The organism is Pseudomonas sp. PSB11, from assembly GCF_014596605.1.
GTDB classification, from domain to species: Bacteria; Pseudomonadota; Gammaproteobacteria; order Pseudomonadales; family Pseudomonadaceae; genus Aquipseudomonas; species Aquipseudomonas umsongensis.
Map to the genome: position 1 here is coordinate 1 of NZ_NOIO01000023.1, position 20,900 is coordinate 20,900.

Here is a 20,900-nt window from a genome sequence, read left to right on the forward strand (position 1 = left end):
GGAACGGGCCGATGCCACGGCAGAACAGCGGACGGATGTAGGCCGGTACGAAGCCTGGGAAATCGAATGCGTTTTCCACGCCTTCTTCCTGGGCCATCTGACGGATGTTGTTGCCGTAGTCGAAGGTTGGGATGCCTTGTTTTTGGAAGGCGAGCATCGCCTTGACGTGCACGGCCATCGATTGCTTGGCGGCCTTGATCACCGCAGCCGGTTCGGTCTTGGCGCGAGCGCGATATTCGTCCCAGGTCCAGCCAGCTGGCAGGTAACCGTTGAGCGGGTCGTGGGCGCTGGTCTGGTCGGTGACCATGTCCGGACGCACACCGCGACGAACCAGTTCCGGGAGGATTTCAGCCGCGTTACCCAACAGGGCGATGGAGATCGCCTTGCCTTCCTTGGTGTATTTGGCGATGCGCGCCAGAGCGTCGTCGAGGTCTTTGGCCTGTTCATCGACGTAACGGCTTTTCAGGCGAAAATCGATGCTGACCTGCTGGCATTCGATGTTCAGCGAGCATGCACCAGCCAAGGTGGCCGCCAGAGGCTGCGCACCACCCATGCCACCGAGGCCGGCGGTCAGTACCCACTTGCCTTTGAGGTCATCGTTGTAGTGCTGGCGACCGGCTTCGACGAAGGTTTCGTAGGTGCCCTGGACGATGCCCTGGCTGCCGATGTAGATCCAGCTGCCGGCGGTCATCTGGCCGTACATGGCCAGGCCTTTGGCGTCGAGCTCGTTGAAGTGCTCCCAGCTCGCCCAGTGCGGTACCAGGTTGGAGTTGGCGATCAGGACGCGCGGGGCGTTGGCGTGGGTCTTGAACACGCCGACCGGCTTGCCGGATTGCACCAGCAGGGTCTCGTCGTCGTTCAGGTGGGTCAGGCTCTCGACGATCTTGTCGTAGCACTCCCAGTTACGTGCGGCACGACCAATACCACCGTACACCACCAGTTCCTTGGGGTTCTCGGCGACTTCCGGGTCGAGGTTGTTCATCAGCATGCGCAGCGGCGCTTCGGTCAGCCAGCTCTTGGCGGTCAGCTTGTTACCGCGGGCAGCGCGGATTTCAACGTCACGAAACTTGGTAGTTTTATTGTCAGTCACGAAAAAGACTCCTCAGCGATCAATCCAAACCAACCCTGGCGGTGGGTAAGCCAGCCTGTGCGCGTTAACGCTCCACAAGCGAATCAGTGGACGTTGCGGGGAGTCTCGATCGACTCATACGCATACGTCTTTACTTGTACATACAAGCATATGCAATCAAGCGGCCAACTTGTTGGATGAACATTCAAGAAAAATTCTGAAATGGCTGGAGGGCGCCTGGATCAAGGGTTGCGGCGTAGATGAAAATTTTCGAGGGGATTTTTTGAAGAAGGGTGGCGTTGTTACTTGAGCGTGGTTTTGCGCCACGCTGGGGCGTTCGGTAACAAAGTGGTGCGCGATGGGAAACAGGAAAGGTGATTGCTTTTGTGGCGAGGGGATTTATCCCCTCGCCACATGAGATATGTTTAGCAGTTAATCAACGCACAGACAGCTCAATCACGCAGCAGGCGCCGTTGCTGGAAACTTCCAGCAACCCGGTGTTACCGACCAGTTGCAGGCAATCATGCCGACCAAGCTGCGATGCATTGTTACCGACCTTCACCTCAAGCGCCTCGCTCACACTGAACACCAGCACAATCCCCGCCTCACTGAAAAACCGTTGCTCGCCGCTCAGCCATTGCAGCCGTGCGCTGTAACGCTGCGGCGCGTATATCAGGTTGAAATCGCGGATTGGCCCACCCAGCAAGGTGCACGACACCTGGCTCTCGCCACTGAAGGCAAATGGATCGATCGGTAACAACGGTCGCGTGACCTGACCGTCGACCGACAAGGTCATGCCATCGCCCTGCAACACGGTGATGATTCGCTCATAGCCGGCGAAGGTGGAAAACCCGCCCGACTCGCCAATGTCGGCAATCGACAGGCGCCAGCCGAAACCGTCCAGCCCAGTTCCGGCGTCACGAGTGATCTCTTCGGTGCTGCCGCCGCCGTTTTTCCACGGCATGCGCGGGTAATCTTTGGCGCGTAAAACTTTCAAACTGCTCATTTATGAAAGCGTCCTTCCAGACGATGACGGGAACCGGGGTGGATCAGGCGGGCGGCGGTCACCGGTTGACGGCCGGACCAGGTGCGGCGACGGATCAGCAGGCACGGCTCGCCTTTTTCAATCTGCAGCAACTTGCATTCGGACGGCTCGGCCAGAATCGCCTCGACCACGTGCTCGCCTTCGGTCAGCGGCGCGACCTGGTTCAGATAGGCGTACGGCGTTTGCAAGGTGAAGTCCTGCTTGAGGTAGTCAGGCGCCACCAGTGCGTTGACGAAACGGTCTTCGATTTGCACCGGAATATCGTTTTCGAAATGCACGATCAACGAGTGGAACACTTTCTGGCCTTCACGCATGTCCAGCGCCAGGGCGCGTTCGGAGCCTGCTGCCTCTTCTTCAAGAGTGATCACCTTGCAGGTGTGGCGATGGCCACGGGAGGCGATTTCGTCGGCAATGTTGTGCACTTCAAACAGGGCGGACTGGCTTTTTGGCTCGGCGACGAAGGTGCCGACGCCTTGCATGCGCACCAACAGACCGTCGGCGGTCATTTCGCGCAAGGCGCGGTTGATGGTCATCCGGCTGAAACCCAGCTGGCTGACCAACTCGCTTTCCGACGGAACGCGGTAGTGCGGCGGCCAGTTACCGCTGTCGATTTGCTGGGTGATCATCTGTTTGACGCGGGCGTACAAGGGCGCCGGACTGTCGCCCATGTTCGCGGCCAACGGAGAGACTGGAGGCGGAGTCGGCACGGTTAATCCTTGGTCGTTTGATTGATATCGCTAGCTTGCCGGAGTTTACCGGGCAGGCAAACGTCTGTATATGTATATACAAATAACACACGATGGGGTGCTGAACCATGTCCGCCTTCTTTGCCGAACGCGCGCTGCTGCCTAACGGATGGGCCAACAATGTACGTCTTGAGGTCAGCGCCGATGGCGTCCTGACCCATATCCAGGCCGATTCCCATGCAGATGACGCCGAACGGTTAAGCGGTCCGCTGCTGCCAGGCATGCCGAACCTGCACTCCCACGCCTTCCAGCGGGCCATGGCCGGGCTGGCGGAAGTGGCAGGCAACCCGAATGACAGTTTCTGGACCTGGCGCGACCTGATGTATCGCCTCGTCGGAAAAATCAGCCCGGAACAACTCGGCGTCATTGCCCGCCAGCTGTACATCGAAATGCTCAAGGCAGGCTACACCTCGGTGGCCGAATTTCATTACGTGCACCACGACACCCACGGCCAGCCTTACGCGGATCCCGCCGAACTGGCGCTGCGCATCAGCCAGGCCGCCAGCGCTGCCGGTATCGGCCTGACCTTGCTGCCAGTGCTCTACAGCCACTCAGGTTTCGGTGGCCAGACGCCAAACGACGGTCAGCGTCGCTTCATCAACAGCACCGAGAACTACCTCAAGCTGCAATCGCGACTGCAGCCGATACTGGCGCAACAACCCGCTCAGTCCCTGGGTTTGTGTTTCCACTCATTGCGTGCGGTCACACCGCAACAGATCAGCGAAGTGCTGGCGGCCAGCGACAAGCAATGCCCGGTGCACATTCACATCGCCGAACAGCAAAAAGAAGTGGACGACTGCTTGAGCTGGAGCGGTCGTCGCCCGCTGCAATGGCTGTATGAAAATACCGAAGTCGATCAACGCTGGTGCCTGGTCCACGCCACCCACGCCAACCCGGAAGAAGTCACGCTGATGGCCAAGAGCCGGGCCATTGCCGGCTTGTGCCTGACCACCGAAGCCAACTTGGGCGACGGGATATTCCCGGCGGTGGATTTTCTTGCCCAGGGCGGGCGCATGGGCATTGGTTCCGATAGCCATGTGTCGTTGAGCGTTGTGGAAGAACTGCGGTGGCTGGAATACGGGCAACGCCTGCGTGATCAACGGCGCAATCGCTTGTATGGCGCGGATCAGCCGATGGTCGGCCGCACGCTGTTTGATGCTGCACTGGACGGCGGTGCGCAGGCGTTGGGGCAACCGATAGGTGCATTGGAGGTTGGCAAGCGTGCGGACTGGCTGGTACTGGACGGCAGTGATCCTTACCTGGCCACTGCGAGCGGCGATGGCATCCTGAATCGCTGGTTGTTTGCCGGTGGAGATCGTCAGGTGCGTGATGTACTGGTCAATGGCCAGTGGGTCGTGCGTGACGGGCGGCATGCCGGGGAAGAGGAAAGCAATCGCGCCTTCACTCAAGTCCTGCGCGAACTTTTAGGCTGACGAATACAACTGTGGGAGCGGGCTTGCTCGCGAAGGGGTCATCACACTCAACAGAGATGTTGACTGACAGACCGCTTTCGCGAGCAAGCCCGCTCCCACATTGTTATGCGCTAACCGTCAGTTGGAGGTCTTGGCCATCTGCGTATCCGACGCTCGCCAGATCAGCCGCGTGGTGTCGTAACCCTGCTGACGCGCCTTGCTCAGCAACTCTTCACGCACCACACCGTTGACGGTCGGGGTGCGCGCTAACAACCACAGGTAACGGCGGCTAGGATCGCCAACGATGGCAGTCTTGTAGTCATCGCTGACGTACAACACCCAGTATTCACCCTTCGCCACACCCGGTATCAACCTTGAAAACCAGGTATCGAATTCAACCCACAATTTGTCGGTCTTGCCTGGCACCTGTGGATAAGCCGTGCCCCTGACCTCTTCCCATTCCCACTGCGGGGTCAAGCAGCGATTCAACACCGCGACGTTACCGTCAGGCTTGAGTGTGTAGTGGGCTTCGGACTGCGCACAGTCGCGCTGGAAGTACATCGGCAGTCGCGCCAACTCGTACCAGGTACCTTGATAGCGCTTGAGATTGACACTGTTGGCGGTTTTGGGCGCCAACGGGTCCTGGCCAGAACTGGCACAGCCGGCCAACACCAGGCCGGCAAAAAGCATGATCAATAACCGCTTCATTGTTTTTCTCCCGCGGGCACGTGGCCCCGGTTTACTTCAGGCCTTGGCCGGAAAACATCAACACTTTGTCACCAGCGAACTGCACGCTGATAAAGCTCTTTTCGTCGCCCCATGTGCAACTGGACATACCAAGCGCGCCTGAGCAATCGGTAGGTTTGCCCAAGAGGGTCTCGACCTCGGCCTTGGCCATTCCTGACGACAGCTTTGAGTAGTTTTCCTGATTGACCTTGCTGCACGCAGCCAACAACACGCAAAACGACAGCAGGGCGATGGATCGCAGCGACATGTGAAACTCCACGGACGAGGGGATTGGCATGACTGCCAAGCTGAACCTTAGAAGAGAAAAGCCCTATCTGGTTCCCTGTCCGACGGCCTATTTGTAAGGCCGCTCGTCTATCTTTTCGCAAAAATCCGGAACTTCGTCCCGTCGCCCGGGTATTTCATCGGTTTTTGCATAAAGCGCCTAATCTTTGGCGCCGTTCTGTCGACATACAAGCAACGCTAAGCCACGCCCGTGGCATTTGCTCCCCCTTTTGTAGACCCGATCTCCTGCGGTAGCTCATCCAATGACCAGAAACATGAAATTCAGCCACAAGATCTTGTTGGCTGCCGCCCTCGTGGTGGCCGTCGCATTCGCTTGTTTCATCCTGTTCAACGACTATCGCCAGCGCCAGACTTTGCGCAGCAGCACCGAAGCCTCGATGCAGGAACTTGGCAGCCTGACCACCAGCAATATCCAGACCTGGCTGGAAAGCCGCATGCAATTGCTGCAATCGATGGCCCAGCAGGTCAGCGCCGACGGTAACGCCCCCGTCAGCCTGAAACGAATCATCGACCTGCCCGCCTACACCGGCAACTTTCAGTTGAGTTACTTCGGTGGCGCCGATGGCGTGATGTTCTCAGTCCCGGCAGGCAATCGCGCGCCGGATTACGACCCGCGCACCCGCGGCTGGTACAAGGCTGCGAACAGCGCGCAACAGACCATCGTCACCGAACCGTACATCGCCGCCTCTTCCGGCAAGCTGGTGATCACGGTGGCAACCCCGGTTCAGCACCAGGGCCAGATGATTGGCGTTGCTGGCGCCGACATCGACCTGTCCAGCGTCAGTGCGATCATCAACTCGCTGAACTTCGGCGGCCACGGCCATGCCTTCATCGTGGGTGCCGACGGTAAGATCCTGATTCACCCGGACAGCAAATGGGTGCTCAAAAAGCTCACCGACGCTTACCCCAACGGTGCGCCGACCGTCAGCCCGGGCATGAAAGAAGTCGAGATTGATGGCAAAAGCCAGTTCATCTCCTTCACCCATGTCAACGGGGTGCCGTCTGCAGACTGGTACGTGGCACTGGTGCTGGACCAGGACACCGCGTTCTCGATGCTGAGCCAATTCCGCACCTCGGCGATCATCGCCATGGTGATTGCAGTGGTGATCATCATCGCGTTGCTGGGCATGTTGATCAGTTTCCTGATGCAGCCGTTGCTGACCATGGGCCGTGCCATGCACGACATCGCCGAGGGCGAAGGTGACCTGACCAAACGCCTGACCATCCACGGCCATGACGAATTCGGTGCACTGGGGCTGTCATTCAACCGTTTCGTTGAACGCATCCACACCTCGATCAGCGAAGTGTCCTCGGCCACGGGCCAAGTCAACGAAGTGGCCCTGCGTGTTGTCGCCGCGTCCAATTCGTCGATGTTCAACTCCGATCAGCAAGCCTCCCGCACCAGCAGCGTCGCCGCCGCGATCAATCAGCTCGGCGCCGCCGCCCAGGAAATCGCCCAGAACGCCGCCCTCGCCTCACAGCACTCCAGCGATGCGCGCGCGCTGGCCGAAGAGGGCCAGCAGGTGGTGGATAAGACCATCTCGGCGATGCACCAGCTTTCGGCAAAGATCAGTGACTCGTGCGGCAACATCGAGACGCTCAACAGCAACACCGTCAACATCGGGCAGATTCTTGAGGTGATCACCAGCATCTCCCAGCAGACCAACCTGCTGGCGCTCAACGCGGCAATCGAAGCCGCGCGCGCCGGTGAGGCCGGACGTGGTTTTGCCGTGGTTGCCGACGAAGTGCGCAACCTCGCCCACCGCACCCAGGACTCGGCGCAGCAAGTGCAGAAGATGATCGAAGAACTGCAAGTCGGCGCCAGGGAGGCGGTCACCATCATGACCGACAGCCAGCGTCAGAGCGAAAGCAGCGTCGGTATCGCCAACCAGGCCGGTGAGCGCCTGGGCAGCGTGACCCAGCGCATCGGCGAGATCGATGGAATGAATCAATCCGTTGCGACCGCAACGGAAGAACAGACAGCCGTGGTGGAATCGATCAACGTCGACATCACCGAGATCAACACGCTGAACCAGGAGGGCGTGGAGAACCTGCAGTCGACCTTGCGCGCCTGTGCCGACCTTGAACAGCAGGCGGCGCGGTTGAAGCAGTTGGTGGGTAGTTTCCGGATCTAAGGCGCTCTTGCGGGCCCCTTCGCGAGCAGGCTCGCTCCCACAGTTGAAACACATGCCCCTGTGGGAGCGAGCCTGCTCGCGAAAGCGGCATCAGCCGCGATGAAGATTCAGAACCTTGAACCGGGTTTCGACAGAAACTCCAATTCCTCAGCCGTAGACTCACGCCCCAACACCGCATTGCGATGCGGAAACCGTCCAAACTGCGCAATCACCTTCTGATGCCGCTCGGCAAAATCCAGATAATCGGCAAACAATGCCCGATCACTTTCCGGTTGTTGCGCCACCAGTTCGATGTGGCGCGAGACGCCTTCGTTCTGCACCGCGAGGTTCTCGCTGTGCTCGAACACCAGAAGGATAAACACTTGCTGAATCGGTGATAACTGCCGGTCAAAATCCGCAGCAATGCCTTGGGCGGCCAGCTTCTGGGCCCGCAGATCACCGGAAAAGGCTTTGGGGGTGTCGCGAAAGATCATGCGGGGGAGTTGATCAAGCAACAGCACCAGTGCCAGCCAACCTTCGGGACATTGCATCCACTCGGTCAATCCGCCGGCCAGTGCCTGCTCGACCTGGTCCCCGAAACGCTCTCGCGCCTCGAGGTCCTGGCTGTCACGCTTGCCGAACCACAACTTGCCCTTGTCAGCCGCGATTGCCCTGGCTTCTTCGGCTGTACCGAACCACCAATCGAGCAACGGCTGCCAGGGCGCGTTCATGGTTTATTCCTTGTGGTAAGCCGTAACGCGTGCGACTTCTTCTTTCGAACCGAGGAACACCGCCACGCGCTGGTGCAGACCTTCAGGCTGGATGTCGAGAATACGTTGGTGACCATCGGTGGACGCGCCGCCCGCCTGTTCCACCAGGAACGACATCGGGTTGGCTTCGTACATCAGGCGCAGTTTGCCCGGCTTGGACGGCTCGCGGCTGTCGCGCGGATACATGAACAAGCCACCGCGGGTCAGGATGCGATGCACGTCGGCGACCATAGCCGCGACCCAACGCATGTTGTAGTTCTTTTTCAACGGGCCTTCGTCGCCTGCCAGCAGCTCGCCAACGTAGCGCTGTACCGGGGCTTCCCAGTGACGCTGGTTGGACGCGTTGATGGCAAATTCCTGGGTCGCTTCAGGAATGGTGATGTTTTCGTGGGTCAGTACGAAGCTGCCCATTTCACGATCCAGGGTGAAACCTTTCACGCCGTCGCCCAGGGTCAGGATCAACATGGTCTGAGGACCATAGATCGCGTAACCGGCGGCCACTTGCTGGGTGCCTGGCTGCAGGAAAGCCTTTTCATTCAAGGGCTCGTTCTGGCTCAGGTATTCGTTCGGGCAACGCAGTACCGAGAAGATAGTGCCTACCGGGGCATTGATGTCGATGTTCGACGAACCGTCCAGCGGGTCGAATACCAGCAGGTACGCGCCTTTCGGGTATTTGCCCGGGATCTGGTAGGCATTGTCCATTTCTTCGGACGCCATGCCGGCCAGGTGACCGCCCCATTCGTTGGCTTCCAGCAGGATCTCGTTGGAGATCACGTCGAGCTTCTTCTGCACTTCGCCCTGGACGTTTTCGGTGCCCATGCTGCCCAGAACGCCACCCAGGGCACCCTTGGACACGGCGTGGTTGATCTCCTTGCAGGCACGCGCCACCACTTCGATCAGGAAGCGCAGATCGGCAGGAGTGTTGTTGCTGCGGGTCTGCTCAATCAAATAGCGACTCAAGGTAACGCGGGACATGGAAGGCTCCGGTGGAATGGGGGACTAAAAACCCGCGCAGTTTAACGCGAGTCGGGGCGCATTTCCTCCTATCAGACGTGATCGGCTGAAGAGAGTTCAGGCGCGGGGTTCAGCGTAGTAGTAAATGGGCTGGATGTGAGCAGGAAAATAGCGGTCAAATCAGCATTTTTATTGACTGATCGACCGCCTTCGCGAGCAGGCTCGCTCCCACATGAAACGCATAACCTGTGGGAGCGAGCCTGCTCGCGAATGGTGCGTAGCGCAAGCCATTCTCAGGTGTTGGCGGGCGGCTTGCGCAGCAGGCTGAATGCCATCGCCGCCAGAAACAAAACCCCAAGCAGCAACACCGCCCACAGGCCAAACTTCTTCCAGTCGGTGCCCACCGCCGCCGGCAGTGTCGAAACAGCCGGCGTTGTCACCCTCCCACCATCAACCGACGCCTGGCCCAACGTCGCCAGCTTAGCCGGGCTGTAATCCGGAATCAGCGTCGCCAACGGCAAACTCGCCGCTTTCACCATCGCATTACCCAACGCCAACGTATAAGGACCAGGTCCGCGCGCCAGAAAAACCAATTGCGTCGCCCTCACGGCGAACTTCACCGTTGGCGCCTGTGCGCCCAGGCCACCACCGCGCTCGTCCACGGTCAGTTTCAACTGTTGCATGGCTTGCCCCGGCAACTGCAACTCGTTCTGCACCACGTCCTCGCCATTCTGGGTCAGGCGATAGAGCAAGCCACTGCTCAACGGCTGCCACGGCAAGCTGCTGTCGCGCCGTCCAGACAGGATGACCGGCGCCAGGCTGTTAGGTTGACTCAATTCAACCTGCACTCGCTCGACGTTCAGCCCCCTCGGTAATTGCCAGGTGTACTCACCTGCCTTCACGCTATTGCCGTCCAACGCGTGGGACCAGGTCAACGGCAGTGGTAAGCTGCGCACGCTTTGCAGCTGCGCCGATGTCAGTATCGGCGCCGATTGCGGCGAGTCCCACAGCAAGCGCAGATAGCGTGCAGGTTGCCCCGGCAGGCCGACCTCATGCTGCTCAACCCGCTCATCGGCAAACGTCAGCCGCGCCAGTTGCCCCTCGCCCCAGGACTGCCAATGTTGCAAATCGTCGCTGGCCTCGATGCTGAACCGCTGGAAGCCATCACGCTCACTGGTCCAGTCGAGAATCAGCTGCTGCAAAGGCGCATTGATGGCGCTGGCATCCAGTAGCCAGCCCCGTAACGCTTCCTCCCCCACCTCCAACTCAGTGGAAGGCTGCACCTGGACTAGGGTGCCATTGGCGCTCGCTTGCACGCGAACGCTCGGTGCATGCCCGGTGGCGTCCGCCGAGTCGTACAGCGGGAACCATTTGACGTCGGTCAACGTAGGGTTGTCGTCAGCGTGTGCGTTTGCCCGTGACAGGGCATAGGCTTGCGGTTCGCCAGCGGCGTTGAACACGCGCACATCACTGAGGTCAGTCTGGCGTGCGCTCAATTGCACGGCCAGGGGCAGCTCAAGGCGATACCACGGACCTTCACCGCTCAGGGACAACGGTACTTGCGTGGCGAAGTCCGCCGGTGTTTCCTGGGCCCACGTTTCCTGGAAAGAGACAGAGAGTGCCATGCCCACTGCAAAGATACCCAACCAGGCCCGGTTCAGCTTTTGACTCAAGACGACACTCCTTCGGTTTGCGGCGCCGGTTTTTCGGGGGCCCCGGCAGTTTCGACGCGTTTGGGTGGCAACGGGGCGAAATAGCCCACTACCAGCAGCAGCACGCCCACGCCGATAAACGACACGATCCGCGCCAGCCCGCCACGGTTGCTCAATTCCACGAAGAACAGTTTCGCCACCACCACGCCAATCAGGGCCGCACCGATCAACCAGACTTCACGCCGATGACGCAAATGGCCACCAATCATCAAGCCCAGCGCCATCAAGGTCCAGACGATGGACAGGCCGGCCTGGACCCGCATCGACTCGAGCAAGGCAGGCAGCTCGAACGGTACGCCGCCCCAATGGTGAGCCGTGCGCATCACCAGGGCAGTGAAGAACATGAACAGCGACGAAGCGACGAGCGCTTGCACAGCGGCCGCCCCAGCAGCGCTGTAGCTCCCGGGAATCACCTGTTGCGCTGCCTCACTGCGGGACCAGGCGTAGACGCCGAACAACGCAAACAGCAGGCCCAATTCCAGCGGGTTGAGCAGCGGTAAATAGGGCAAGGGATCAGCCTCGCCATCACTGATCATATTGGCCAGCCAGAACCAGCCCAGCATCAACAATGCCAAAGGCGCGGCGGCATACACACGGTATTCGCGAGCGTAGACCGATACCGGCCAGGGCCAGGCACGCGGTGCCGCCATAAGCACCAAATAGAGGCTCGGCAATATTGCCCAACCCAGCCAGCGCCAGGCGTTGTAGTGCTCGGACAACAGCAGCAAGCCATAACGCAGCTCCAGGGCCAGCACACCGATCAGCAACCAACACCCGAGTACGTGAGCGCTGCTCAGGGCAGCGCTCGGCAGGAGGGGCGCCAAGCGTCGCAGAGACAGGAAATGCACGATGAACACCACCGCCCACAGCAACCAGCCAGCGTTGGCGGCCGGATGAAAGCGCGGATGCCAAGCGGCGAGCAACACCAAACCGGCAGTCGGGATCAGCAAGGTGCAGAGCACACCCAGCGCGGGCCACGCCAGGCGCAGCGCCAACACGGCCCAAAGCGCCACGCTGATTGCCGCAACTGCCAGCAGCAAAGTCGCCTGCAGGGGCAACGGTGCAAACAGCAGCACTTCACTGACCCAGGCCAGCGCCCACCACCCTGCTCCCCACGCCAGCAACACTCGCGACAAACGCTGCAGGTTCACACCATCGATCACCGTGACAGCAAAGGCGACTTGCAAACGCCACGCCCCGATCAATGCGACCAGGCCCAGCATCAGCGGTGACCAGAAGCCAGCATGAGCCAACGGCCGCACGCCTTCGCTGACCAAGGGTTCAGCCACCAGGAACAGTACGGCGCCCAGCAGCTGAACGACAAGCGCGCTCAGCAGGAATGTAGCCGAGCGCAGGTGCAGACCGACGAACAAAGTCAGCAGCCCGGCCATTGCCCAACTGATTGACGTGCCATGGGCGAAAAAGAACATCGGCGCCAGCAAGTAGACAAATGCCAGGCCGAGTGCGGCCAGGACCGGCAGTAAATGACGCTCCCGGGACGACACCTGCCCAGGCAAGGCCTTGTGCAACTGATGGAAACTGAACAGCAATGCGCCGCCGAGCATCAACGCTCCCAGCGGCGTGCCATCAAGCAAGCTATTCTCGCCGCTGTGCAATTCACCGAGAAACACCAGCGCCGCGCCCGCTTGCAACAACAAGGCAAATGCACGAGCGAGCAAGCGTTGCTGGCGCAGACCCAGCCAGAAAATCCCCGCCCCTTCCACCGCCCATGCTCCACTCGTCCACCGCGCATCCAGCCCCAAGGGAATCGCCAGGCTGGCGAAAATAACACCCAGCGCCAGGCAGGTTTCCGCCAACAGCTGTGCTCGCCCTCCCATCAGCATCCGAGCCAGGCCCATGTAGATCATGCCGAGCGCCAGGGCGCTGAACGCGGCAGCGAACTCCAGATGCTGAACCACGGCGAATTGCAATCCAAAGCCAACCAGCGGTGGACCGAACAGCAGTGTGCCGTCGACGTAATCACCCTTGCGCGCGGACCAGCGCAACAGCGCCTCACGGCTGTCATCCTCGGGCGCGTCCCCCAGGTGCAGCAATTTACGTCGGGCGAACAACAAGCCAATGGCCAGGTACATCACGAAGAAAAGAATCAGGAACGGCTCGGTGCTCCACAGCAACTCTGGCGTATAGGCGCGCAAACCCCAGGCGAACCCGATACCGAAGGTGCCGGTGAAGCCGATCACATTGAGCAAGCGCCAGGCCTTGAACCAGGCAATAACGAGGATGCCGGCGTTGAGCAAGGCGAAGTAACTGAACAACGCGACGTGACTGCCGGCCCCCGTGGAAGCCAGCAGCGGCGCGGCGAATCCGCCCAGCGCGGCGGCGGCGGCCAGGCCCAGTGCGTCCTGGGTAATGGCCAGGATCGCCGAAAACACCGTCACCGCCACCAACAGGCCAAATGCCGCTGAGGGGTCGAGCAACGGATGCAGGCGCATCGCGGCAAACACCGTCAGGTACAGCACGGCAATGGCGGCGCCTTGCAGCATCAAGGCGTAATCACTGTTACGCGTTCGCAGCCACCAGCCCAGACCCAGCAGGCCCATCGCTACCGCCGCGACTCCGGCATAGCGTAATTCGATCGGCACCACCATGCCCTCGGTGGCGTAGCGCAGCAGGAAGGCCAGACCGAGGAACAACAGCATCACACCGACCCGCAGCACGGTGTTGCCACCCAGTAACCACGCACGCGCCGATTTGATGGCGCGCTCGACGAGGCTTGGTTCGGGGGGATGGGCGCGTTCGCGCACGACTGGCGCGGGTTTCCATGCATCGAAGGGCTGTGCATGGCTGGACTGGGTAGCCGCAGCGGTGGCCGTTTCCAGATCGGGCGGCAGTTCCCATATCAGCTCAGGGGTTTCGACGGGGGCTTGAGTGACCGCGATGTCAGCAACTGGAGCAGTAGCGCTGGCTTCAGGCACCTTGATCCCAGGCCCCTCAAGCAAAGCCAAGCGTTGCTCGACCGCGCGCAGTGCCAGTTGCGCCTGTTCGAGCAGGCGACGCTGCTCACTGGCCTGGGATCCCAGCCTGCCAATGTGAACGGCCTGCCCGATACCCAACCCGAGTAACGCGCCCAGCAACGCATCGCTGAACGACTCGTCGAGTACCCAGCCCAGCACCAGGCCCACAAGCATGAACATCCATTGCATGGTCGATATCCCTAAGCGCAATCAAGGAAGATTAGCGCAGCCAGCTCCAAAAAGATCGCAGCCTCCGGCAGCCCTTACAAGGACATACAAATCCCTGTAGGCGCTGCCGGAGGCTGCGATCTTTTACGGCTGCCAGTATATCGACCCGCTGGAAAAGTTACTCCAACGCCTTCCAGATATCCGTGGCGTACTCGCGAATCGTCCGGTCAGACGAAAACCAGCCCATGCGCGAGGTGTTCAGCACCGCCGATCGCCACCATTCCTGGGAATCGTGCCAAAGGGCTTCGACGCGCATCTGCGCATTCCAGTAGGAGTCGAAATCGGCGCAGACCAGGAAGCGGTCGTAATCCACCAACGAATCGATCAAGCCGGTGTAACGGGACGGATCATCCGGCGAGAACACCCCGCCGCGAATGGCTTGCAAAACATCATTGAGCCGATGGGACGCGGCAATGTCCGGTACCGCGCTGAACTCGTGGTTCTGCTTGCGCGCTTCGACCTGCTGGGCGCTGAGACCAAAGATGAACATATTCTCCGCGCCGATGCGCTCGGACATCTCCACGTTGGCACCGTCCAGCGTGCCGATGGTCAATGCACCGTTGAGGCCGAATTTCATGTTGCTGGTACCCGAGGCTTCGAAGCCGGCAGTGGAGATCTGCTCGGACAGATCCGCCGCCGGAATGATGCTCTCCGCCAGGCTGACGTTGTAGTTGGGCAGGAACACGACCTTGAGCAATCCGCGTACAGTCGGGTCGTTGTTCACCACCCGGGCGATATCGTTGGTCAGCTTGATGATCAACTTGGCCTGGTGATAACTGGCCGCCGCTTTACCGGCGAAGATCTTCACCCGTGGCACCCAGTCGATTTCAGGTTCCGCACGAATCGCCTGGTACAACGCCACGGTGTGCATCAGGTTGAGCAGTTGGCGCTTGTATTCGTGGATCCGCTTGACCTGTACGTCGAACATCGCCGCCGGGTTGACCGCCACCCCCAAACGTTCGTGAATCAGGTAGGCCAGGGCCTTTTTGCTGTGCAGACGCTGTTCGGCGAAGGCCTTGCGGAACGCAGGCTTGTCGGCGAATGGCTGCAGGTCGAGCAGTCGATCCTCGGGCTTGTCCAGCAAGTCCGGGCCGAGGGCATCGACCAGCATTGAGGTCAGTTCCGGGTTGGCCTGGTACAGCCAGCGGCGGAACGTGATGCCGTTGGTCTTGTTGTTGATCCGTTGCGGATAAAGCTTGTGCAGCTCGGAGAACACCGTCTTGCGCATCAGTTGCGTGTGCAAGGCGGATACGCCGTTGACACTGTGGGAGCCGAGGAACGCCAGGTTGCCCATGCGCACGCGTCGACCATTGTCTTCCTCAATCAAAGACACCGCGCGCAACACATCGAAATCATGGATGCCCTTGGCCCGCAGCGAGTCGATGTGCTGGGCATTGATCAGGTAAATGATCTGCATGTGCCGTGGCAGCATGCGCTCCATCAGGCCCACCGGCCAGGTTTCCAGCGCCTCGGGCAGCAACGTGTGGTTGGTGTAGGAAAGCGTGTCGACCGTGACCTGCCAGGCCGCATCCCACGCCACGTCGTAGACATCCACCAATTGGCGCATTAACTCGGCCACGGCAATCGAGGGGTGGGTGTCGTTGAGCTGGATCGCTGCGTGATCGCCCAGGGTCAGGACCGAGGTGTGCATGTTGCGATGACGGCGCAGCAAGTCCTGCAGGGAGGCGGCGACGAAGAAGTATTCCTGGCGCAACCGCAGTTCCTGGCCGGCCTCGGTGCTATCTGCCGGGTACAATACTCGAGAGATACTTTCGGCCCTGGCCACTTCCGCCACCGCTCCCAGGTGATCGCCGGCATTGAAGCGTTCCAGGTGCAAATCTTCCATGGCCCGCGCACGCCACAGCCGCAACGTGTTCACGCTTGCCCCGCGCCAACCGACCACGGGTGTGTCATAGGCAATGGCCCGTACGGTTTCCGCCGGGTGCCAGACTTGCTTGGATTTGCCTTCGCTGTCGGTCACGGTCTCGACGCTGCCACCGAAGCCGATCGGGTAAACCACTTCTGGCCGCTCGAACTCCCACGGATTGCCGAAGTCCAGCCAGTGCTCGGTCTGCTCCTGTTGCCAACCGTCGACGATGGCCTGACGAAACAGGCCGTGCTCGTAACGAATGCCGTAGCCATGACCCGCGATGCCAAGGGTCGACATGCTTTCCATGAAGCAGGCCGCAAGTCGTCCAAGACCACCGTTACCCAACGCCGCATCAGGCTCCAGCAGGCGGATGCGTTCAAGGTCGACGCCGAGTTCGGTCAGGGCTTCGCGTGCCACGTCGAGCAGGCCGAGATTGCTCAGGCTGTCGTAAAGCAGTCGGCCGATCAGAAATTCCAGGGAGAGGTAATAAACCCGTTTCTGCCCTTTGCGGTAAATCTGCCGAGTGTGGTCCATCCAGTGCTCGACCATATGATCACGCGCTGCCAGGGCAATGGCTTCGAACCAGTCATGATCGAAGGCGTGATCCGGGTCTTTGCCCACCGCGTAGGTGAGTTTGGTCAAGACGGCGTCGCGGAATGCGGCCACCTCTGCTTCGCGAACAAGTGGTTCTTGAGTCATCGATAGGACCTCGAGCGAGCTTGGAGTTGTCTGAGACTAGACGGTCTGACAAACGGTATAGACTCTGGTTCGGCAGTTTTTCCTGTTAATGCGCGTCAAGCCGGCAATACATTGTCATGTACCTGATTCAATGCAGGGGCCGTGCCGGATTAGTGGTGCTGCGTGGATGCCCATGAAAAAAAACTGGCGAAAGGTTGTTCAAAAATCCACCAGTCCCGGTATGATCGCGCGCCCTGATGCACACGCTGGTAACAACCGATGATGAAGCCCAACCTGATCGCCGCCGCGGAGATCGACCGACTCGACACCTGGGCCAAGTACTCTGCCCCAATGTGCGGCTCCTGCCTATCGAGCTGCTGCACCCTGCCGGTCGAGGTCAAGATCAAGGACCTGATCCGCATCGGCATCGTCGACGAGTTCGAACGCGGCGACCCGCCAAAGAACATCGCCAAGCGCCTGCAGAAGGAAGGGATCGTCGAGCGCTATAACCAGAAGTCCGAGATCTTCACCCTCCAGCGCATGAGCAACAACGATTGCCTTTATCTGGATCGTAAGAGCCGTCTGTGCACTATTTATGAAAAGCGCCCGGATACATGCCGCAACCACCCGAAAATCGGCCCGCGGCCGGGGTATTGCGCGTACAAGCCCAAGGAAGTGGTGCGTGAAACCAATTCCCGGAGTATCGAGCGGTTCTGATCTGATCGTTCACACGCTCCGCGTGGGAACGATCAACCTGGCACAGCACAAATCGCAGACAAACAAAAACGCCCCCGATCTCTCGACCGGGGGCGTTTTCGTTCAGCCTGGGCTAAATCTTATGCCTTGGCTTTCTTGGCAGCGCGGGTACGCTCGCTTTCGTCCAGGATCTTCTTGCGAAGACGGATGGACTTAGGCGTCACTTCGCACAGCTCGTCGTCCTGGATGAATTCCAGGGCCTGTTCCAGGGTGAAGCGAACAGGTGGAACCAGGGCGATGGTTTCGTCTTTACCCGAAGCACGCATGTTGTCGAGCTTCTTGCCCTTGGTAGGGTTGACGCCCAGGTCGTTGTCACGGCTGTTCAGACCAACGATCTGACCGTTGTAGATTTCCTGACCGTGTTCAACGAACAGCTTGCCACGCGCCTGCAGGGTTTCCAGGGAGTAGGTCAGTGCCTTGCCGGTTTCAACCGAAACCAGAACGCCGTTCTGACGGCCGGACATGTCGCCGGACTTCATCACGTCGTAACGGTCGAAGATCGAGGTCAGGATGCCAGCACCGTTGGTCAGGGTCAGGAACTGGTTACGGAAACCGATCAGACCACGAGCAGGGATGTTGTATTCCAGACGCACACGGCCCTTGCCATCCGGCACCATGTTGGTCAGGTCGCCCTTACGCAGGCCCATCTCTTCCATCACCTTGCCTTGGGATTCTTCCGGCAGGTCGATGGTGACGTTTTCGTACGGTTCGTGCTTCACGCCGTCAACCAGACGGATGATCACTTCCGGACGGCCTACAGCCATTTCGAAACCTTCGCGACGCATGGTTTCGATCAGAACCGAGAGGTGCAGTTCGCCACGGCCCGATACCTTGAACTTGTCAGCCGAGTCGCCTTCTTCAACGCGCAGTGCAACGTTGTACAGCAGCTCTTTGTCCAGACGTTCCTTGATGTTACGGGAAGTCACGAACTTGCCTTCTTTACCGCAGAATGGCGAGTCGTTTACCTGGAAGGTCATGGAAACGGTTGGCTCGTCGACGGTCAACGGCTTCATCGCTTCGACATTGTCCGGGGTGCACAGGGTGTCGGAGATGAACAGCGATTCCATACCGCTGATGCACACGATGTCGCCTGCAGCAGCTTCTTCAACGTCTACACGGTGCAGACCGTGGTGACCCATCAGCTTCAGGATACGACCGTTACGCTTCTTGCCGTCGGCGCCGATAGCCACAACCGGGGTGTTCGGCTTGACGCGACCACGAGCGATACGGCCAACACCGATAACACCCAGGAAGCTGTTGTAGTCCAGTGCGGAGATCTGCATCTGGAACGGACCGTCACGGTCTACAGCCGGCGCTGGTACGTTGTCGACGATCGACTGGTACAGCGGGGTCATGTCTTCAGCCATTTCGTTGTGGTCCAGACCGGCAATACCGTTCAGGGCCGAGGCGTAGACGACTTTGAAGTCCAGCTGTTCTTCGGTGGCACCCAGGTTGTCGAACAGGTCGAAGATCTGGTCCAGAACCCAATCCGGACGCGCGCCTGGACGGTCAACCTTGTTGATGCACACGATCGGACGCAGGCCGGCTTCGAAAGCCTTCTTGGTCACGAAACGAGTTTGCGGCATAGGGCCGTCTTGAGCGTCAACCAGCAGCAGAACGGAGTCGACCATCGACATTACGCGTTCTACTTCGCCGCCGAAGTCGGCGTGGCCCGGGGTGTCCACGATGTTGATGTGGTAGCCGTTCCAGTTGATGGCGGTGTTTTTCGCCAGAATGGTAATACCGCGCTCTTTCTCCTGGTCGTTGGAGTCCATCACGCGCTCGTCGTTGAGCTCGTTGCGCTCCAGGGTGCCGGATTGACGCAGGAGTTTGTCTACCAGGGTGGTTTTACCATGGTCAACGTGAGCAATGATGGCGATGTTACGTAGATTTTCGATCACTTGTGTATCTCGATCAGAGGATTCGGTGCGCTGACAAGTCTTGGCAGCGATTTACAGTAGAGTCAGGCCTTGCCGTTACAGCTTGACGGCGGCGTCGGGGGGCCGGTGACGCAAGCCACAGGCAAACAGCCCCGGGCACTTAGCTCGGTCGATAAACGCGCACATTGGCATGTCCCTCACTGAGCAAATGGTGGGCATGCAGGCGACTCATCACGCCTTTGTCGCAATAAAGCAGGTACTGGCGAGTAGGGTCCAGTTCCTTGAAACGAGCGTTCAGTGCATAAAACGGCATCGTTTGTACCTCGATGCCAGCAAGGTCCAGCGGGTCATCTTCAGCGGCATCCGGGTGACGGATGTCGATCACGATCTGACCGGCCAGCGCTTCGCTGACTTCTTCAATTTGCAGGTCCTGGCCCAATTCGTCGATCACGCGATCGATCGGTACCAGTTTGGCGTTCTCGAGCGCACGCTCAAGGACTGCCATGTCGAATTCTTTCTCTTCGTGCTCCACGCGATGGCGCTTGGCAGCAGTCTTGGGGTTCACCGAGATGACCCCGCAGTACTCCGGCATGTGCCTGGCGAAGTCGGCGGTGCCGATTTCGTTGGCCAGGTCGATGATGTCCTGCTTGTGGCTGGCGATCAGCGGACGCAAGACCAGCTTGTCGGTCACGCAGTCGATCACGGACAGGTTCGGCAGGGTCTGGCTCGATACCTGGGAGATCGCCTCTCCGGTGACCAGCGCGTCGATGTGCAGTCGATCGGCAATTTGGGAGGAAGCGCGCAACATCATACGCTTCAATACTACGCCCATATGACTGTTATCGACTTTGCCGAGAATTTCTCCCAGCACTTCTTCGAACGGCACACTGACAAATAACACGCGTTGCGAGCTGCCGTACTTCTTCCAGATGAAATGCGCGACTTCCATGACGCCCAATTCGTGGGCACGCCCGCCCAGGTTGAAGAAGCAGAAATGCGCCATCAGGCCGCGGCGCATGATCTGGTAGGCGGCGACAGTGGAATCGAAGCCGCCGGACATCAGCACCAGCGTCTGCTCCAGCGCACCCAGCGGATATCCGCCGATACCGTTGTGCTGGCTGTGGATCACGAACAACCGTTGGTCGCGAACTTCGATGCGCACTTCGATTTCAGGCTTTTTCAGGTCAATCCCGGCGGCACCGCACTGTCGACGCAACTGGCTGCCGACATATTTCTCGATGTCAATCGAGCTGAACGGGTGCTTGCCGGCGCGCTTGCAACGCACCGAAAAAATCTTCCCGGCCAGCGCATCACCGTAGTGCTGCTTGCACTTCTCGACGATGTCATCGAAGTCACCCAACGGGTACTCGTCGATTTGCAGGAAATGCGCAATGCCCGGCATGCAGCTCAGGCGCTCGCCCATCTCCTTCAGGGCCTTGGGCTCGCTGACGCGGGTCTCCAGCTCGAGATTGTCCCACACGCCGTTCACCACCACAGCCGGGTCCAGATCGCGGAGCACGGCACGGATGTTCTTGGCCAACTGGCGGATAAAACGCATCCGTACCGGGCGGCTCTTGATGGTGATCTCTGGAAAGACTTTTACGATTAATTTCATGGAAACAGCGCGCGCGAGGCCTGCCGAAAAAGGGGGGCGCGGAT

15 protein-coding genes and 1 pseudogene are annotated in these 20,900 nt (G+C 59.7%); 4 read left to right on the top strand and 12 right to left on the bottom strand.

All coding sequences use genetic code 11. The features are described from left to right. The 3 genes from hutU to hutC form a co-directional block, all read right to left on the bottom strand. Nucleotides 1-1,090: urocanate hydratase (gene hutU, locus CGA21_RS22465; protein WP_188265074.1), on the bottom strand; the 1,090-nt coding region annotated here is incomplete at its 3' end. Nucleotides 1,091-1,505: 415 nt separating this feature from the next. Beyond that, nucleotides 1,506-2,075 carry a HutD family protein gene (locus tag CGA21_RS22470; protein WP_110751986.1) on the bottom strand — a complete coding sequence of 190 codons (570 nt, stop codon included), beginning with the start codon at nucleotides 2,073-2,075 and terminating at the stop codon, nucleotides 1,506-1,508. Next, on the bottom strand, nucleotides 2,072-2,782 hold the full coding sequence (gene hutC / locus CGA21_RS22475; protein ID WP_162135916.1) for a histidine utilization repressor: 711 nt from the start codon (nucleotides 2,780-2,782) through the stop codon (nucleotides 2,072-2,074). The genes CGA21_RS22470 and hutC overlap by 4 nt, the downstream gene beginning before the upstream one ends. Before the next feature lie 146 nt (nucleotides 2,783-2,928). On the opposite strand from hutC, the gene CGA21_RS22480 reads away from it, so the two are divergent. Next, the gene (locus CGA21_RS22480) at nucleotides 2,929-4,293 is read left to right on the top strand and encodes a formimidoylglutamate deiminase (RefSeq protein WP_110751984.1); all 1,365 of its coding nucleotides are present in this window, start codon (nucleotides 2,929-2,931) and stop codon (nucleotides 4,291-4,293) included. Nucleotides 4,294-4,410: 117 nt separating this feature from the next. On the opposite strand, the gene CGA21_RS22485 is transcribed toward CGA21_RS22480, so the two are convergent. Next, nucleotides 4,411-4,980 carry a lipocalin family protein gene (locus tag CGA21_RS22485; RefSeq protein WP_020797439.1) on the bottom strand — a complete coding sequence of 190 codons (570 nt, stop codon included), beginning with the start codon at nucleotides 4,978-4,980 and terminating at the stop codon, nucleotides 4,411-4,413. A 31-nt stretch (nucleotides 4,981-5,011) separates the two neighbouring features. Beyond that, nucleotides 5,012-5,266: a hypothetical protein gene (locus tag CGA21_RS22490; protein WP_110751981.1), complete on the bottom strand. Its 255-nt coding sequence runs from the start codon at nucleotides 5,264-5,266 to the stop codon at nucleotides 5,012-5,014. Nucleotides 5,267-5,558: 292 nt separating this feature from the next. On the opposite strand from CGA21_RS22490, the pseudogene CGA21_RS30465 reads away from it, so the two are divergent. Together CGA21_RS30465 and CGA21_RS30470 are read left to right on the top strand one after the other, a co-directional pair. After that, nucleotides 5,559-6,581 (top strand): annotated as a pseudogene (locus CGA21_RS30465) (cache domain-containing protein); the annotation flags it as partial. A gap of 93 nt (nucleotides 6,582-6,674) precedes the next feature. Next, complete coding sequence (locus CGA21_RS30470; RefSeq protein WP_370628229.1) at nucleotides 6,675-7,439, top strand: methyl-accepting chemotaxis protein; 765 nt, start codon at nucleotides 6,675-6,677, stop codon at nucleotides 7,437-7,439. Nucleotides 7,440-7,546: 107 nt separating this feature from the next. Here the strand turns inward: CGA21_RS30470 and CGA21_RS22500 are convergent, their stop codons facing one another. The 5 genes from CGA21_RS22500 to CGA21_RS22520 form a co-directional block, all read right to left on the bottom strand. Further along, nucleotides 7,547-8,149 carry a DUF924 family protein gene (locus tag CGA21_RS22500; RefSeq protein WP_110751977.1) on the bottom strand — a complete coding sequence of 201 codons (603 nt, stop codon included), beginning with the start codon at nucleotides 8,147-8,149 and terminating at the stop codon, nucleotides 7,547-7,549. Nucleotides 8,150-8,152: 3 nt separating this feature from the next. Next, nucleotides 8,153-9,163 carry a class 1 fructose-bisphosphatase gene (locus CGA21_RS22505; RefSeq protein WP_015093094.1) on the bottom strand — a complete coding sequence of 337 codons (1,011 nt, stop codon included), beginning with the start codon at nucleotides 9,161-9,163 and terminating at the stop codon, nucleotides 8,153-8,155. Between the two features lie 272 nt (nucleotides 9,164-9,435). After that, nucleotides 9,436-10,815, bottom strand: coding sequence for a DUF3999 domain-containing protein (locus tag CGA21_RS22510; protein WP_188265075.1), 1,380 nt, complete (start codon nucleotides 10,813-10,815; stop codon nucleotides 9,436-9,438). Next, nucleotides 10,812-14,018, bottom strand: coding sequence for a DUF2339 domain-containing protein (locus tag CGA21_RS22515; protein WP_188265076.1), 3,207 nt, complete (start codon nucleotides 14,016-14,018; stop codon nucleotides 10,812-10,814). The genes CGA21_RS22510 and CGA21_RS22515 overlap by 4 nt, the downstream gene beginning before the upstream one ends. 157 nt (nucleotides 14,019-14,175) lie before the next feature. Continuing rightward, nucleotides 14,176-16,626, bottom strand: a complete 2,451-nt coding sequence (locus CGA21_RS22520; RefSeq protein WP_188265077.1) for a glycogen/starch/alpha-glucan phosphorylase — start codon at nucleotides 16,624-16,626, stop codon at nucleotides 14,176-14,178. Between the two features lie 258 nt (nucleotides 16,627-16,884). Here CGA21_RS22520 and CGA21_RS22525 point away from each other — a divergent pair, with 258 nt between their 5' ends. Next, nucleotides 16,885-17,322 carry a YkgJ family cysteine cluster protein gene (locus tag CGA21_RS22525; RefSeq protein ID WP_008058557.1) on the top strand — a complete coding sequence of 146 codons (438 nt, stop codon included), beginning with the start codon at nucleotides 16,885-16,887 and terminating at the stop codon, nucleotides 17,320-17,322. A gap of 119 nt (nucleotides 17,323-17,441) precedes the next feature. Here CGA21_RS22525 and typA read toward each other — a convergent pair whose 3' ends face one another. After that, nucleotides 17,442-19,262 (bottom strand): translational GTPase TypA, encoded by a 1,821-nt coding sequence (gene typA, locus CGA21_RS22530; RefSeq protein WP_008058555.1) that lies wholly within the window; start codon nucleotides 19,260-19,262, stop codon nucleotides 17,442-17,444. A gap of 139 nt (nucleotides 19,263-19,401) precedes the next feature. Next, entirely contained in the window at nucleotides 19,402-20,856 is a 1,455-nt protein-coding gene (gene thiI / locus CGA21_RS22535) for a tRNA uracil 4-sulfurtransferase ThiI (protein WP_020797429.1), read from the bottom strand. Between the last annotated feature and the right edge of the window lie 44 nt (nucleotides 20,857-20,900).

Excerpts from the sequence above, each read along its gene's own strand:
- CGA21_RS22515 (WP_188265076.1), bottom strand. The coding sequence starts at position 14,018 with ATGCAATGGATGTTCATGCTTGTGGGCCTGGTGCTGGGCTGGGTACTC.
- CGA21_RS22470 (WP_110751986.1), bottom strand. The coding sequence starts at position 2,075 with ATGAGCAGTTTGAAAGTTTTACGCGCCAAAGATTACCCGCGCATGCCG.
- CGA21_RS22520 (WP_188265077.1), bottom strand. The coding sequence starts at position 16,626 with ATGACTCAAGAACCACTTGTTCGCGAAGCAGAGGTGGCCGCATTCCGC.
- CGA21_RS30470 (WP_370628229.1), top strand. The coding sequence starts at position 6,675 with ATGTTCAACTCCGATCAGCAAGCCTCCCGCACCAGCAGCGTCGCCGCC.
- CGA21_RS22525 (WP_008058557.1), top strand. The coding sequence starts at position 16,885 with ATGATGAAGCCCAACCTGATCGCCGCCGCGGAGATCGACCGACTCGAC.
- CGA21_RS22480 (WP_110751984.1), top strand. The coding sequence starts at position 2,929 with ATGTCCGCCTTCTTTGCCGAACGCGCGCTGCTGCCTAACGGATGGGCC.
- CGA21_RS22485 (WP_020797439.1), bottom strand. The coding sequence starts at position 4,980 with ATGAAGCGGTTATTGATCATGCTTTTTGCCGGCCTGGTGTTGGCCGGC.
- CGA21_RS22505 (WP_015093094.1), bottom strand. The coding sequence starts at position 9,163 with ATGTCCCGCGTTACCTTGAGTCGCTATTTGATTGAGCAGACCCGCAGC.
- CGA21_RS22490 (WP_110751981.1), bottom strand. The coding sequence starts at position 5,266 with ATGTCGCTGCGATCCATCGCCCTGCTGTCGTTTTGCGTGTTGTTGGCT.
- hutC (WP_162135916.1), bottom strand. The coding sequence starts at position 2,782 with ATGGGCGACAGTCCGGCGCCCTTGTACGCCCGCGTCAAACAGATGATC.
- CGA21_RS22500 (WP_110751977.1), bottom strand. The coding sequence starts at position 8,149 with ATGAACGCGCCCTGGCAGCCGTTGCTCGATTGGTGGTTCGGTACAGCC.
- thiI (WP_020797429.1), bottom strand. The coding sequence starts at position 20,856 with ATGAAATTAATCGTAAAAGTCTTTCCAGAGATCACCATCAAGAGCCGC.